Here is a 13,704-nt window from a genome sequence, read left to right as displayed (position 1 = left end):
ATTTAGCGATATACAAATTAATATGAAAACTAATATGCAGAATAGATAGGATCTAATAACAGATTAAGATGAATTAAAAACTAAGGGCCCTTAGTTTAGTTATTTAATTGGGACCATAAACGCTGAATCCATAATTTGCCAAAACAGGCGAGGCTGTTGGAACAGCGGCCATTAACGGCAGAATCAGCATCAGACTAACTAAAATCTTTTTCATCTTTTCTGTCCTTTCTTCAGGACAAACGTTTGTCTGTAATAATTATAAAATTCATAGAGCCAATCCACAACGAAAGTCCTTTTGAAAAAAAGGCATAGATGACATATAAATAACTATAAAAATTCAGATGATTTGACTCTTTTTTACGAAAGAAGGCTATGGATACAATGAATACTGATGAAAGTAAACTAAAAGCAGCTTTAATTAGGAAAAGACGAATTGAATTAAATTGGAAGCAAGAAGCCTTTGCAAAGTCATTACCCATGGCTAATTCTTCGTTTAGCGAGATGGAAAGAGGTCTCCGTCCTATTACAGAAGAATTATATAGAACGATCTCAAACAAATTGGAATTACCTTCTTTAACCACGGATTGGTTAGCAGAACAAAGCACGCTAATGAATCTGATTAAAGAAAAATTATACTTTTTCCAATACGAAGAAGCTTCAGTATTATATACAAAATTAGAAAAACAAAATGATATATTAAACAACTCGCTTTTGTTTTTAGATTACAATCTTACTTTATTTATATATAATATTACTTTTAACAATGGTAAAGAACTCAAAAGAATAAAATTTATAAAAACATATCAAGACTGTTTAAACTCTGTACAAAATTATCAATTTATCCTATATCAAGGCATAGCTGAAAAAAACAAATTAAAATTAGATCAAGCAATGGATTTTTTTCAAACTCTATTAAATTTACCATACACCGTCAAATATTATACTGATCTGTTATACTATCATGCAGCTATTTGTTTAATACAAATAGGACATCTAACTCTCGCTCATAATTACAATAAAAAGGCTGACACACTCTTCAAAGAAGAAGGCAATTTTCAGAGGATAGCTTATACAATGATGCATGAAGCTATTATTTATTCGCATGAAAATCACCCTGAAGAAGCAGGAAAAATCTATGACAAATTATTAAAAACTTATTCTAAACAATTATCTGATCAAACTATAAATATGATTCTGTGTAATGCTGGGAATAATTATGTAAATGCCACACAATATAATAAAGCTGAGAATATCTATAAACAGTTAAGACCCGGATGGCAGAATATCCCTGAAATCTTTTATGGAATAGCTTGGACATTATTGCAGACTGATCAATATGATAAACTAGATGAATTCTTAGAATATAGTAAACAATATCCTAAGAATAAGTTTATAAAAGATATGCTGGAAATCATTAACCTCCAAAGAAAATCAAACCATGAAAAAGAAATAGAAATTAAACTTAAAGCCTGTGAGAAGTATTTAAACCGTGAAGGTAGTTCAGAAGGCATGATCTTCATTTACGAACAACTGATTCAGTATTACGAAACCCGCTCCATCGTCAAGCAAGTTAAATATCTTAAGAAATTAAATGAGTTAAATAAAAGAGGTATGCAATATGATCAACGATGAAGAATTAAGAGTGCAAATGGAAAATGATTTACGGAAGCTCAAGGAAAAGCTGAGAAAAGATCCTGCTGATCCGCTGCCGCTCATGGCTCTGCGCATGAAATATCCGTTTAATTCCAGCAGTGATTCTCTGAAATCTTTGTTGATCAACGACGATTATGATCTGAAAACCTTGTCAGCGCTGCTGCTGGCAGAATATCACTCTTGGAACCACAAGCACCGAAAATAAAAAAACTGCAGCGCTAAGGGATAGTCAATAAATCCCAGGCGCTGCAGTTTTTTTTACCTTATTTAATTGCCTGACGAACAAAGCCTTCGTTCTTATTCAGACGTTCTTCCGCTTCTTCCTTTGTGCAGCCTGTCAGAATCATGACGATGGCTACCTTCGGGTAATTGCCGGATACTTCATACATCTTTGCCGCTGTTTCATAATCGCAGTCCGTTGCCATCATGATGATGCGCTTGGAACGTTCGATCAACTTCAAGTTTGTCGCTTTGACGTCAACCATCAGGTTACCGTAAACCTTGCCATAGCCAACCATGGAAGCTGTTGACAACATATTCAGGATTAATTTCTGGCAAGTGCCGGATTTCAGACGTGTTGAACCTGTTAAAACTTCCGGACCGGCATCGACTTCAATCGCAACATCCGCATGCTTGCCAACTTCACTGTTCTTGTTGCAAGCGACGGAAACCGCTGTCGCCCCAATGGAACGCGCATAATCTAAACCGCCGATAACATACGGAGTTCTGCCGCTGGCCGCGATGCCGCAGACAACGTCTTTTTCAGTCAGCTTCTGATCGACCAGATCCTGCTTGCCTAATTCTGCATCATCCTCAGCGCCTTCGACCGCAGTTAAGAATGCACCTGGACCGCCTGCCAGTAAGCCGACGACTTCATAGGTCGTACCAAAGGTCGGCATGCATTCGGCGGAATCAATGACGCCTAACCGTCCGGATGTCCCAGCACCCATATAAATCAGACGGCCGCCGCTGCGCAGCGCTTTAACAATCGCCTGGACGGCTTTTTCAATTTCCGGGATTGCTTCACGAACCGCGTCAGGAACCTTGTGGTCCTCTTCGTTCATGATTTCCAATAATTCGCGGGTGGAAAGCGTATCGAGGTTCATCGTTTTCTCGTTACGGCGTTCTGTTGTTAAATGATTTAATTTTACTTCAGACATGTTGTGTTCTCCTTTTTTCCTCATGTTTATTATAGCGTTTTGACAGGGTTTGGACAAGACCGGATTTCTATCCCTCCAAACATTCTTCCCAGCGCTGCATTAAATGCTCAATCTCATTGTGCAGATCGTCGATCTGTTCATCCAGTTCATTCATTTTCTGATAATCATGGTAGTATTCCGGATCAAACCGCTTTTCACGCATTGCTTCCAGCTGTTCTTCCTTTTCCGCGATCTGCTTTTCCAGCTTGGCCGCTTCGCGGGCATTCGGATTGCGCTTCGGAGTCTGACGCTGAACTTCAGCGTCTTTCTTTGGCGCCTGTTCCTTTTCCTTCTGCTGCTGATCGTCATCGAATTGTTCATAACCAAACGGATAATAGACAGCATTCCCCTGCATGTCGATATGCAGGATCGCCGTAGCTATCTTCTTGATAAAATAACGATCATGCGAAACGAACAGAATCGTTCCGGTATATCCGTTCAGCGCTTCTTCCAGTGCTTCCTTGCCTACAATATCCAAATGGTTGGTCGGTTCGTCCAAAAGCAGGAAATTCGCCTGACGCAGCATCAATTTCGCCAGAGACAACCGAACCTTTTCGCCCCCGGAAAGCACGTCGACCGTTTTGAACACGTCGTCGCTGGTAAACAGGAAACGTCCCAACACCGTCCGGATCTGAGTCCGGTCCAGTTCCGGATAATCGTCCCACAATTCTTCCAGCACTGTCTTCCCGGAGGAAAACTGCGCCAGCTGCTGATCAAAATAACCGGTTTCAATCTGATGACCATACAGATAATCCCCGCCCAACGCCGGCAGATCACCGACCAGCGTCTTCATCAACGTACTCTTGCCGCAGCCGTTAGGCCCCAGCACCGCAATGCGCTGCCCTGATAAAATTTCCAGGGAAATCTCGCATAACGGATGATCGTAACCGACCTTGAGATCCTTGATCTCCAGCACTGTTTTTCCACCTTTTAACCGCGGAACAAAATGCGCTGAGAAACTCCGGGTATCGCTTTTCTGAGGGGCGTCGATCTTTTCCATCCGCTCCAGCGCCTTGATCTTCGATTGCGCCATCGCCGCTTTTGTCGCCTTGTAGCGGAAGCGCTCGATCAAGCCTTCCAACCGCTCAATTTCCTTCTGCTGACGATTATACATCTGCTGCTGACGGATTAAATCCTGCTGCTTCTGATTCTGAAAGCTCGTGTAGTTGCCGGTGTAATGCTTCATCGAACCATATTCCAGCTCATAAACTTCTTCCGCAATGTGATCGAGAAACATCCGGTCATGGGAAACCAGCACGACAGCCCGGCTGTATCGCTTCAGATACCCTTCCAGCCATTCGATCGTTTCCAAATCCAGATGGTTGGTCGGTTCGTCCAGAAGCAGTATATCCGGTTTGCTTAAAAGTAATTTAACAAATGCAAGACGTGTTTTCTGACCGCCGGAAAAGGTATTGATCGTTCTATCCAGCATTTCTTCCTGAAAGCCAAACTTCGTAAACACCGTCATTAACTCCGACTGCCACGTATAACCGCCTGCCATCTCAAACTGTGTCTCCAGCTGAGCATAACGATCCAGCACCGCTTCACTGTAATCCGTTGCCATGCGTTCTGTCAGCTTATCAAGCTGAGCTTTCAATTTCTGCAAGGGTTCAAAGACTTTTTCAAGGTCTTCCCGGACGGTTAAGGTTTCGTCTGGAAAGGTCGTCTGGGCCAGATAACCGATCCGCGTGCCGGAGGTACTGTGAATTTCACCTTTGTCCAGATCCAGCTCGCCGGTCATAATTTTTAAAAGCGTCGATTTTCCACATCCGTTGCGGCCGACGACCGCAATTTTCTCAGTGCCCCGGATCTCAAACTGTATATCCTCAAACACGGTTTCCGTGCCGAAAGATTTACTCCCACGGCTGATTTGATAGAGCATGGATGTCACTCTCCTTCCTTGATTAACAACAGGAACCTGCCGTTTGAACTGGCAGGTTACCGAATTTTTTCATTCTTGATTTTAACTGAAACTTTGCGCCCGTAAGGTTTAACTGCCGCTGGGAATCCGCATCGCTTTCGCTAATCCGGCAGCCGTTGCTTCTGCAATCCTGTCAAGCTCATTTTGCCACGCTGCAACATCCTCACTGTTGCTTAAAAACAAATACTGAATCGTTAATGCCTGCATGCCATAACGATTCTCCGCCGCAAACGCCTGATTCTGACGGGAAGCTTCAGAAAAGGTCCCGGCGCCCAGGATTCGTCCACCCGATTCACGGATGATTTTCTGACCGTCATACGCAGTTCCATCTTCGCCGATGCTCGTCCCGCTGGCCGATCCCGTCGCTTCCCTGGCATACGTCAGGGATGTATTTTCGACGATGGATTTGAGCACTGTGGAAGCCATACGGTTAGAAGAAAAGGAAGAATAAACGATATCTGTTCCCCGCAAGTTGACGTTTGTCGCGCTTTTCATCTCGATATTGATGTAATACCGCGCATGTTGGGAATAGGCGCGATCCAGCCGGCCATCCTCGCCGTAACTGTTGACGATTTCATCCAGATCCCGCGTCAGTTCGACTTTCAAGCCCAGTTTTTCAAGCTGATCCTTCAGTTTGACGGCAATTTTGTAATTTTCTTCATACGCTAACAAGCCGTTTCCATGAACTCCTTTGTCGGTATAGCCATTATCCTGATGCATCGCGCCGGGATCGATCATCACATCGATCCAGTCTTCCGGCTGCGGTTGGGTGCTCACCTGGACAAACACGTAGTTTTTTTGTAAAAACGGTTCTTCTTCCGGGTTGTCGAAAAGATTCTGATCGGCAATCAGCTCGATCTTTTTATTCGTGTTCTCCCGCGTCACTGTGTAGAAGGTATCGCGCAGTTTTTTATCACTGACAAGCTGTTTTTCTTTCAGATCCTGCATGATGAAAACCTGATAAAAGCCTTCGTCCAGATCTTCCAGAGGAATCTGACCGTCGGCGTTTTTTTCCATCATATAAACAAAATCCAAACCGCTGCATACATTGCGCAGAATGACTGTCTTGCCGGCAAAAAGATCCTGACCGCTGCGGTTATAGGTCTCATGATAAAGATTGAGCGTTTCTCCATAGTAAAGATAATCGCCCAACGACAACAGCTGCGCTTCATCAACAATCTGATTTTCAAACAGCTGCCGGGTTTTCTGATTACTCAAACCGCAGACGCCATACGTATCGACTTGTTTTTTCTGGCGTTGATTCAACAACCATTGCCCTCCATACGCGAGTATGCAGCAGGCGATAAAGATGAACAGGAAAGATTTCCAGCGCAGTTTGGAGCCGCGCGGGACATAGCTTGGTTCCACTGTCATGGTTTCCAAAACTCCTTATAACCGGATGTCAACGATATGTTTCGGTTTCTGTTCTTCTTCCGGCGGCAGCGTCATGTAGCTTGGTGCAATCGCTGTGCACAGGTATTCGTGCGGATGATGCGCAATCGGCAGCTGCGTGTCCTCGAACGGAACATACTGAACAGGATAGATATCGTCATAATCAAAGATAAATGGTTTCAATGGACTCTTAAACGTCCATGTCAGATCAAAGCCGATCTTCTTGCTTCCTTCATTAAGTTTCCCATACATCCGGGCGTTGGAAACGAACCAGCGCTTGAGGAACAACGGATTCATGCCCAGGTTGTCAAAGAGAATGATAAACGGCATAATCAGCTGATTCAACATCCGCAGCGGCAGATCCATGGTTTTGCTTGCGGCGCAGTAATCATAAACAAAAACGTCGATGAAAATTCCGTCGCATTCAGTACAGCGGTTGGCTAACAACGTATTGACTTCTTTCAGATACGTTCCTTTTTTCCGGATCTTCATCCCCGGAATTAACGGATTATAGCGTTTATCCGTATCAAAGCATTGAAAGGTATAGCCTTCCGGAAGATCCTGCTTCAAAGCGACGATAAAGCGCTTGTAGTCTTCATAAAGCATGGCGATATCCGCATCGTCATCCCATGGAATAAAGCCCTGATGGCGAACCGCACCTAAGGCGCTGCCGCCGTTGAGGAAATAAGGTATGTTGTATTTCTGGCAAATGCCATCAATCATTTTGAGCATTTCCAAAAGCACCTTATGGACATCGGCAACTGTGATCTCGTTGCCGTTTTCATCTGTTTTTAATACGTATTTTTTCATGTCATCACATCCTACGCTCTATTATAAGAGAATTGAAGATCAACCTCAAGTTTTTTTAGTTTGTACGCAACGAAAGGGTCTGATTCTCAAAGGCTATGTCATAAATATACAGCCATTCAGGCTCCATGCATCTTTTATTTGGATATTTGTCATGCTTTCCCCAATTATTTCTAATTTGGCATTTAACTTTCAGTTTACCCTTGAAATGACAATTCAAAAGAGTTAACATTAATTTGAAAGACAAACTCAATAAAGTATTTTTACAAAGTTCTGTTTTTTATGAGGCTTTTTCTGATTTTCCGCAATATTAAAGTAGAGGAGGTTTTTATTGCGATGGAAAATACGAAGAAACTTCATAACAACGATCCCCTGCAACCGCTGACGCTCTGTCTGGATTCCGCTCAAATCCGTCAGCTTCTGGCCACCATTGATTTCCGAGAAAACGACGTCTTCCGCCACACCTTCGGCTCTGAGGATGAAATATCCAGAAAGATCCGGATCGCTTATTTCTCCGATCTCTTTCTCTGCCGGTTAGTCCGAACTTCGATGATGAATACCGAGCCTGTAAAAAATCATCGCGGCGAGAAAGGGATTCGATTTGATTTACTGATTAAAGCTGAAGATGAACGAGGAACCCTCCTTGTAATCAATCTTGAGATGCAGAACTATCAGATGAGTGATTCATTGGCAATGCGTTCGCAGGGATATCTGTCCCGCATCGTTGCCGATCAGCTCTGTGTCGGTGATCTGTATGAGTTTAATCCGGTCGTTCAGGTCATGCTTACCAACCATGTCCCGCAACTCCAAAAGAATGACGGTTATCTGCATGATTATCGTTATACGAAAGAAGAAAAGGCAATTCCTTTACCGGACGGGCGATGCCGGATTCTTTGGGTGGAAATGGATAAGCTGGAAGCGCTGGAAAAGAAACCAGTGGAAGAATGGAGGCTGTCGGAGAAAATACACTACACGGTTCGGTTCAGTCACGTTGCAGAAAAACAGAAGTGGATTCAGGAATTATCAGAAAAGGAGGAAATCATTCAAATGATGGAAGAGAAGAAAATGGATTTTTTAAGAGACACCAATTTGGCGCTGGCCCGGATGCGGGCCAGGTTTGACGAACGGGATGAACAGGTGGTTTATGAAAAAGGAATTGCACAAGGAAGAATAGAAGGTCAGAAAATGTTGGTTAAGCTTGTGCTGAAACAGCGGATAGAGTTGACCGAGCAGGAAGAAAAACAAATCGAAGAACTTGACGGAGAAACACTTTTTGACCTTATTCAAAGCTTAGATGCAATTCATACACCGGAAGATTTTCAAAGACAAATCCATGAAAAAGCGAATCAAAATGTTCAAATAAAGCAAGCCGTTCTTCATCGTTAACTTTGGAAATATTAAAATGAAAAAGAGTTAAATATCCAAACGACGTTTAACTCTTTTTCATTTGTCAGTTCATCTTCAGTAAAATTAAATTGAATTGCTGAGTTGATTGAAGGAAAACTCAATCAGAACAATAAGTTCTTCGGGGTGCGGGCAAACGGGATCACATCGCGGATATTCTGCATTCCGGTAACATACATGATGAATCGTTCAAAGCCCAGACCAAAGCCCGCATGCTGGCAGCCGCCATAGCGGCGCAGATCCAGATACCACTGCAGTCCGTCTTCATGAACACCCATTTCCTTCATTCGGCTCTGCAGCACTTCCAGCCGTTCTTCACGCTGAGAACCGCCGACCAGTTCACCGACTGCCGGCACCAGCAAATCGCAGGCTGCCACAGTTTTCCCGTCATCGTTCATCCGCATATAGAACGCTTTGATATCCTTCGGATAATTGATCAGGAAGACCGGACCTTTTACAACTTCTTCGCACAGATAGCGCTCATGCTCCGTGTTGAGATCCATTCCCCAGGAAACCGGGTTTTCAAACTTTTTCCTGGCTTTCAACAGATGATCGATCGCTTCGGTGTATGGCATCCGGACGAATTCGCTGTTCAGCACATGATTCAGCCGTTCCAATAACGTGTTGTCAATAAACTGGTTGAAGAATTTCATTTCTTCCGGACAGTTGTCCATGACGTACTGAATGCAGTATTTGATCATATCTTCAATCAGATCCATATCATCTTCCAGATCCGCGAACGCAATTTCCGGTTCGACCATCCAGAATTCAGAAGCATGGGTCGTTGTGTTGGAGTTTTCCGCACGGAAGGTCGGGCCAAAGGTGTAAACATCACGGAAAGCCATCGCAAACGCTTCCGCCTGCAGCTGACCGGAAACTGTAAGGTTTGCTTTCTTGCCGAAGAAGTCCTCTTCGTAGTTGCCATCCTCACGGGTAGTGACGGTAAAGACCTCGCCTGCGCCTTCTGCGTCGTTGCCTGTGATGATCGGGGCGTTGACATAAACAAAACCCTGATCCTGGAAAAATTCATGGATCGCCATCGCCAGGACCGAGCGGACGCGGAAAACCGCGTTAAAGGTGTTGCTGCGCGGACGCAGATGTCCGATCTCGCGCAGATACTCAAACGAATGCCGTTTCTTCTGCAGCGGATAGGTGTTGTCGCAGGCGCCTTCCAAAATCACTTCTGTAACCTGCAGCTCAAACGGCTGCTTTGCCTGCGGCGTCAGCACGACTTTTCCCGTGACGGTCAGCGCCGTGCCGGTCAGATATTTGGACACGTCCTGAAAGTTGGCCAGATCGGAAGAATAAACCAGCTGGGCGTTGCGGAAATACGTTCCGTCGTTCAGCTCGATAAACCCGATGGAGCCGTTGTTGCGGTTGGTTCTGACCCATCCCTGCAGCTGGGCATACTCGATCTGATCGGTTTCCATGGTGCTGCCGGAACAGGCCATCTCGTAAAGTTCTCTGACGGTCATGAATGTAAGCATACTTTTCTCCTTTTGTTTGTTTATGAATAAAAAAACGTTCCTGATCAAGGAACGTTCAACAACGTGGTGCCATCCTCATTTACCCGGATGATCGCAAAATCATCGGGCCTCAGGGTGCGTTAACGCCGCCGACGGGATCGTCTACTGTCAGTTCTCCGATCCGGCTCCCAGAGTGTTCCGCATTCCCTGACTGAACTCCGGCTTTCACCCTGCCCGGCTCGCTGTGCTTCAGTAATAGGATCGTTCTCTTTTCGCTGCCTTCTACTTTTTCATATTGTTGGTTTCAAAAACCAGTTCCTGGATCGTGGATACAACGTCGATCGGCTTGACCAGAACTCCCTTGGGAACCTGGAAATGCTCATGCGAGAAATCAACAATCCCGGTAATGCCGCATTCGATCAAACGATCGGCTGCGTCCTGAACATTCGACGAAACGCACAGGATCGCGATTCGACAACCTTCTGGAATCTTATCCTTCATTTCATCAACGTGGTAAACCGGAATCGGCGTCTTCCCGACAGACTCCGGACGGATGTCAAAGGCACATACAATCTCGCCGACAACATGGTTCCAGCGATTGTAATTCATTAAAGCTTTCCCAAGGTTGCCTGCTCCGACAAGAATAATCTTCTCATCGAATCCCATGCCCAACTGCTCGTTGAATATTTCAATCAGGCGGTCAACGTCATAGCCATAACCTTGCTTCCCCAGCGATCCCAGGAATGAGAAATCCCGGCGGATCGTCGTGGACTCAATAGCCACATATTCCGAAAGCTCCTTGGACATGATCCGGGTTACGCCGGAATTTTTGAGTTTGCGTAAAGCTTTCAGATAGATTGGATAACGCTGCAGTGTAGCCTTAGGGACTGACTTTGTTGGCATACTATCAACCCCTTCTGCATTATTCTAGCACACTTGTTTTAAATTGTGAATGATTTAATGAATTGAACTTGTTTCAATTTCCATCGACGGGTTCGCGGCGATGTCCAACGAGCCGTTTAAACCGTGCGTATACGCCGTCCATCCCGCGGCGCCAATCATCGCGGCATTGTCCGTGCAGCACCATAACGGCGGAATCGTCAGATGAACCTCCGGCGTTTCCTGAATCATCTCCGAGATTTTCTCACGCAGGCGCGAATTGGCCGCCACGCCGCCTGCCAGCACAACCTGCTTCGGTTTAAATTCCCTGACCGCCTGCATCGTCTTTTTCAGCAGCGTGTCCAGCGCCGCTTCCTGGAAAGCGTAGGAAAGGTCTTCCTTGTTCAGCTCCTCACCTTTTTTACTTTCCCGGTCGATCAGCTGCAGGACCGCTGATTTTAGACCGCTGAAGGAGAAATCAAGCGGTTTTTCCGTCTTTGGCTTCGGCAAGGTGTAATGCGGATGTCCCAGTTTCGCCATTTTATCAATGACCGGGCCGCCCGGATATCCGGTTCCCATCACCCGGGAAACCTTGTCGTAAGCCTCGCCGATCGCGTCGTCCTGCGTTGTGCCGAGGATTTCAAATGACCATTCATCCTTCATCCAGACCAGCTCGGTATGACCGCCGGACACCACCAGCGCAATCATCGGGAACCGCAGTTCGTCGACGAAGCGGTTGGCATAGATGTGCCCGATGATGTGATGCAGCGGGATCAGTGGCTTATCGTAATACCAGGCCAGGGTTTTCGCAGCCTGGACGCCGACGTGCAGCGAGCCGACCAGGCCGGGTCCCTGCGTTACCGCGATCGCCAAAATATCATCCATTGTTACTTCAGCCTGAACCAGCGCTTCTTCGATCACAACGGAAATATTTTCAACATGGATCCGCGAAGCGACCTCCGGCACAACGCCGCCGTATTTTTTATGGACGTTAATCTGTGAAGAAACGATGTTGGAACAGATTTTACAGCCATCCTCCACCACCGCGGCGGCTGTTTCATCACAGCTGGACTCAATCGCCAGGATTAAATTCCGTTTCATAAATTCCCTCCTATTGGTTTCATCATCAAATACGCATCTTCATGATTATCCTGATAATAACCTTTCCGGATATTGATAATTTCAAAACCATATTTTTTGTAACAGGTCAAAGCTGGAGCGTTGCTGACGCGAACCTCCAGCGAAATCATTTCACAGCCATTCTCTGCGGCGCAGTTGATCATGTGGTCCATCAGCCGCGAAGCCCAATGCTGACGGCGGTAAGGAAGATCCACGCCGATTGTCGTGATCTGCGCCTGATCGAACGTCGTCCAGACGCCGGCATAGCCGACAATCGTTCCTGCTTCGTTTTCAGCCACAAATAAATGAGAGTATGGGTTTTCCTTTAACTCATATTCATAGCTTTCCCGCGGCCAGGGCGAACTAAACAACCGCAGCTCCATTTCGCAGACAATTTCTAAATCGTCCAGCGTCATTTCCCGGATCATGCTTTTTTTACCAGATAGTCGTCGGCCGATTTCAGGTACTCCGGCACTAACAGATGAACGTTCTCAACCTTCTGCCATTGCGGCCGCGCAAGGAGGAAAGCTTCTGCCAGATCGGGATAACAATCTTCCAACCCCAACAGGGAACAATCGCCGACCAGTTCTAAATCGCCGGCTTCTTCAATCCGCGCCTGAATCTCGCTGAGCGGCAGCACTTCTTCTTTACCGATCAGTTTCCCCTTCTCAATGAATCCAAAATAAGCACGCTGGCTGCGGGCGTCCAGCAGTATGCCAGCTTTCTCTTTTCCAGCCCCAATCAGTTCCAACGTCGGCAGCGCATACAGTGGTAAATGCGCCGTAGAGCATAACACTTTGGCGACCGTCATCGCGATCCGCACGCCGGTGTAGCTGCCCGGTCCTTTTGTCACTACGACTTCGTTGATCGCCTTCGGCGTCAAATGACATTCCTCAAGCAATGCGGTTAACTGCGGAAAGATCATTTCCGACTGTCGCTTCCAGGAAGACAGGCAGCGTTTGCCAATGAGCTGATCATTCTCAATCAAAGCCAGCACCAGAAACTTACTGCTGGTATCCATACATAAAGTAATCATTTTAATGCCTCCATCAATTCGACATACTTTTCATTTCCGGTTTCCAAAACGATCTGGCGACGATTCTCGCCTAAGCGACGCAGCGTAATCCGCAGCGGTTCCGTTTGATCCAGGTCTTCCATATATTCCGGCCATTCGATAACCGTCAGGCCCTCGCCGTCGATCATTTCCTCAAAACCCAGTTCCTGATGCGTCCCTTCCAGACGATAGGCGTCAAAATGATACAATGGCAAACGGCCTTGATAAATCTTCAATATCGTAAAAGTAGGACTGCTGACAGTGCGGGTGATTCCTAGTCCCCGGGCAATCCCCTGGGTCAGCGTCGTCTTGCCGGCGCCTAAATCCCCGCTCATCGTCCACACCATATTGGGCTTGGATAAACTTCCCATTTTCTCACCGAGAGCTTTGGTTTCCTGCGGTGTTTCCGTTATGAATTCAAGCTTCATTTGTTCACATCCTTTCTTCAGTGTCACTTGGAAAATATTATAGCACAGATTTAAAGCACGGGAGAAAGAAAACCATACCTGTATTTAAATCGACAATTATTTTATTTTTCCTTTTTGATTGGAACTCTGATTGCAAATCTGAAAAGCAATAAAAAAGATGAAAACCGTTTTAACACAGAACAGTTTCCCCTTATTTTATGAATCCTTGATTCAATATGCATGGAAATCCATTCCAGCGCTTCCGGATTTCCTCAACGAAACAAACCGCTTCCTCCCCCTTTTCGGATCAATCCAGCGAGAAACAAAAAAAAGGCTCCCTGAGAAAGGGAACCGGAGAACCTGGCAACGAGCTACGTTCACTATGGCAGGCATAGCTATTCTC

Annotated in this window: 15 protein-coding genes; 4 read left to right on the top strand and 11 right to left on the bottom strand. The window is 45.7% G+C overall.

What is annotated here, in order from left to right; genetic code table 11:
* Positions 1-381: 381 nt before the first annotated feature.
* Together I2D94_RS06985 and I2D94_RS06980 are read left to right on the top strand one after the other, a co-directional pair.
* Entirely contained in the window at positions 382-1,632 is a 1,251-nt protein-coding gene (locus tag I2D94_RS06985; protein ID WP_072683623.1) for a helix-turn-helix transcriptional regulator, read from the top strand.
* Positions 1,619-1,858, top strand: a complete 240-nt coding sequence (locus I2D94_RS06980; protein ID WP_072683624.1) for a hypothetical protein — start codon at positions 1,619-1,621, stop codon at positions 1,856-1,858. Before I2D94_RS06985 ends, I2D94_RS06980 begins: the two co-directional genes overlap by 14 nt.
* Positions 1,859-1,916: 58 nt before the next feature.
* Here the strand turns inward: I2D94_RS06980 and murQ are convergent, their stop codons facing one another.
* The 5 genes from murQ to I2D94_RS06955 form a co-directional block, all read right to left on the bottom strand.
* Positions 1,917-2,813 (bottom strand): N-acetylmuramic acid 6-phosphate etherase, encoded by an 897-nt coding sequence (gene murQ, locus I2D94_RS06975; RefSeq protein WP_072683625.1) that lies wholly within the window; start codon positions 2,811-2,813, stop codon positions 1,917-1,919.
* A gap of 67 nt (positions 2,814-2,880) precedes the next feature.
* Positions 2,881-4,734 (bottom strand): ABC-F family ATP-binding cassette domain-containing protein, encoded by a 1,854-nt coding sequence (locus I2D94_RS06970; RefSeq protein ID WP_195396113.1) that lies wholly within the window; start codon positions 4,732-4,734, stop codon positions 2,881-2,883.
* A 108-nt stretch (positions 4,735-4,842) separates the two neighbouring features.
* Entirely contained in the window at positions 4,843-6,147 is a 1,305-nt protein-coding gene (locus I2D94_RS06965; RefSeq protein ID WP_195396112.1) for an N-acetylmuramoyl-L-alanine amidase, read from the bottom strand.
* Between the two features lie 15 nt (positions 6,148-6,162).
* Positions 6,163-6,975 carry a phosphorylcholine transferase LicD gene (locus I2D94_RS06960; RefSeq protein WP_072683628.1) on the bottom strand — a complete coding sequence of 271 codons (813 nt, stop codon included), beginning with the start codon at positions 6,973-6,975 and terminating at the stop codon, positions 6,163-6,165.
* Positions 6,976-7,221: 246 nt separating this feature from the next.
* A complete protein-coding gene (locus I2D94_RS06955) occupies positions 7,222-7,434 on the bottom strand; it encodes a hypothetical protein (RefSeq protein WP_139248559.1) in 213 nt (70 codons plus the stop codon).
* A gap of 87 nt (positions 7,435-7,521) precedes the next feature.
* Between I2D94_RS06955 and I2D94_RS06950 the strand changes: the two genes are divergently transcribed.
* Positions 7,522-8,358, top strand: a complete 837-nt coding sequence (locus I2D94_RS06950; protein ID WP_195396111.1) for a hypothetical protein — start codon at positions 7,522-7,524, stop codon at positions 8,356-8,358.
* Between the two features lie 122 nt (positions 8,359-8,480).
* On the opposite strand, the gene asnS is transcribed toward I2D94_RS06950, so the two are convergent.
* From asnS to tsaE, 6 genes are all read right to left on the bottom strand, one after another.
* Positions 8,481-9,863: an asparagine--tRNA ligase gene (gene asnS / locus I2D94_RS06945; protein ID WP_195396110.1), complete on the bottom strand. Its 1,383-nt coding sequence runs from the start codon at positions 9,861-9,863 to the stop codon at positions 8,481-8,483.
* Between the two features lie 261 nt (positions 9,864-10,124).
* Complete coding sequence (locus tag I2D94_RS06940; protein WP_006060166.1) at positions 10,125-10,745, bottom strand: redox-sensing transcriptional repressor Rex; 621 nt, start codon at positions 10,743-10,745, stop codon at positions 10,125-10,127.
* 54 nt (positions 10,746-10,799) lie between these two features.
* A complete protein-coding gene (tsaD, locus tag I2D94_RS06935; protein ID WP_195396109.1) occupies positions 10,800-11,822 on the bottom strand; it encodes a tRNA (adenosine(37)-N6)-threonylcarbamoyltransferase complex transferase subunit TsaD in 1,023 nt (340 codons plus the stop codon).
* Complete coding sequence (gene rimI / locus I2D94_RS06930) at positions 11,819-12,268, bottom strand: ribosomal protein S18-alanine N-acetyltransferase (RefSeq protein ID WP_195396108.1); 450 nt, start codon at positions 12,266-12,268, stop codon at positions 11,819-11,821. The genes tsaD and rimI overlap by 4 nt, the downstream gene beginning before the upstream one ends.
* Positions 12,265-12,876, bottom strand: coding sequence for a tRNA (adenosine(37)-N6)-threonylcarbamoyltransferase complex dimerization subunit type 1 TsaB (tsaB, locus tag I2D94_RS06925; protein WP_195396107.1), 612 nt, complete (start codon positions 12,874-12,876; stop codon positions 12,265-12,267). The genes rimI and tsaB overlap by 4 nt, the downstream gene beginning before the upstream one ends.
* Complete coding sequence (gene tsaE / locus I2D94_RS06920) at positions 12,873-13,322, bottom strand: tRNA (adenosine(37)-N6)-threonylcarbamoyltransferase complex ATPase subunit type 1 TsaE (RefSeq protein ID WP_195396106.1); 450 nt, start codon at positions 13,320-13,322, stop codon at positions 12,873-12,875. The genes tsaB and tsaE overlap by 4 nt, the downstream gene beginning before the upstream one ends.
* Positions 13,323-13,479: 157 nt before the next feature.
* On the opposite strand from tsaE, the gene I2D94_RS18240 reads away from it, so the two are divergent.
* A partial coding sequence (locus I2D94_RS18240) for a hypothetical protein (RefSeq protein ID WP_229056793.1) occupies positions 13,480-13,704 on the top strand: 225 nt, incomplete at its 3' end.

The organism is Holdemania sp. 1001302B_160321_E10, from assembly GCF_015552275.1.
Classification (GTDB): Bacteria; Bacillota_I; Bacilli_A; order Erysipelotrichales; family Erysipelotrichaceae; genus Holdemania.
This window is presented reverse-complemented; position numbering and strand designations above follow the sequence as displayed.

What these genes read in the sequence shown, in the direction of transcription:
- I2D94_RS06985 (WP_072683623.1), top strand. Translation starts at nt 382, where the DNA reads ATGAATACTGATGAAAGTAAACTAAAAGCAGCTTTAATTAGGAAAAGA.
- I2D94_RS06980 (WP_072683624.1), top strand. Translation starts at nt 1,619, where the DNA reads ATGATCAACGATGAAGAATTAAGAGTGCAAATGGAAAATGATTTACGG.
- murQ (WP_072683625.1), bottom strand. Translation starts at nt 2,813, where the DNA reads ATGTCTGAAGTAAAATTAAATCATTTAACAACAGAACGCCGTAACGAG.
- I2D94_RS06970 (WP_195396113.1), bottom strand. Translation starts at nt 4,734, where the DNA reads ATGCTCTATCAAATCAGCCGTGGGAGTAAATCTTTCGGCACGGAAACC.
- I2D94_RS06965 (WP_195396112.1), bottom strand. Translation starts at nt 6,147, where the DNA reads ATGACAGTGGAACCAAGCTATGTCCCGCGCGGCTCCAAACTGCGCTGG.
- I2D94_RS06960 (WP_072683628.1), bottom strand. Translation starts at nt 6,975, where the DNA reads ATGAAAAAATACGTATTAAAAACAGATGAAAACGGCAACGAGATCACA.
- I2D94_RS06950 (WP_195396111.1), top strand. Translation starts at nt 7,522, where the DNA reads ATGATGAATACCGAGCCTGTAAAAAATCATCGCGGCGAGAAAGGGATT.
- asnS (WP_195396110.1), bottom strand. Translation starts at nt 9,863, where the DNA reads ATGCTTACATTCATGACCGTCAGAGAACTTTACGAGATGGCCTGTTCC.
- I2D94_RS06940 (WP_006060166.1), bottom strand. Translation starts at nt 10,745, where the DNA reads ATGCCAACAAAGTCAGTCCCTAAGGCTACACTGCAGCGTTATCCAATC.
- tsaD (WP_195396109.1), bottom strand. Translation starts at nt 11,822, where the DNA reads ATGAAACGGAATTTAATCCTGGCGATTGAGTCCAGCTGTGATGAAACA.
- rimI (WP_195396108.1), bottom strand. Translation starts at nt 12,268, where the DNA reads ATGATCCGGGAAATGACGCTGGACGATTTAGAAATTGTCTGCGAAATG.
- tsaB (WP_195396107.1), bottom strand. Translation starts at nt 12,876, where the DNA reads ATGATTACTTTATGTATGGATACCAGCAGTAAGTTTCTGGTGCTGGCT.
- tsaE (WP_195396106.1), bottom strand. Translation starts at nt 13,322, where the DNA reads ATGAAGCTTGAATTCATAACGGAAACACCGCAGGAAACCAAAGCTCTC.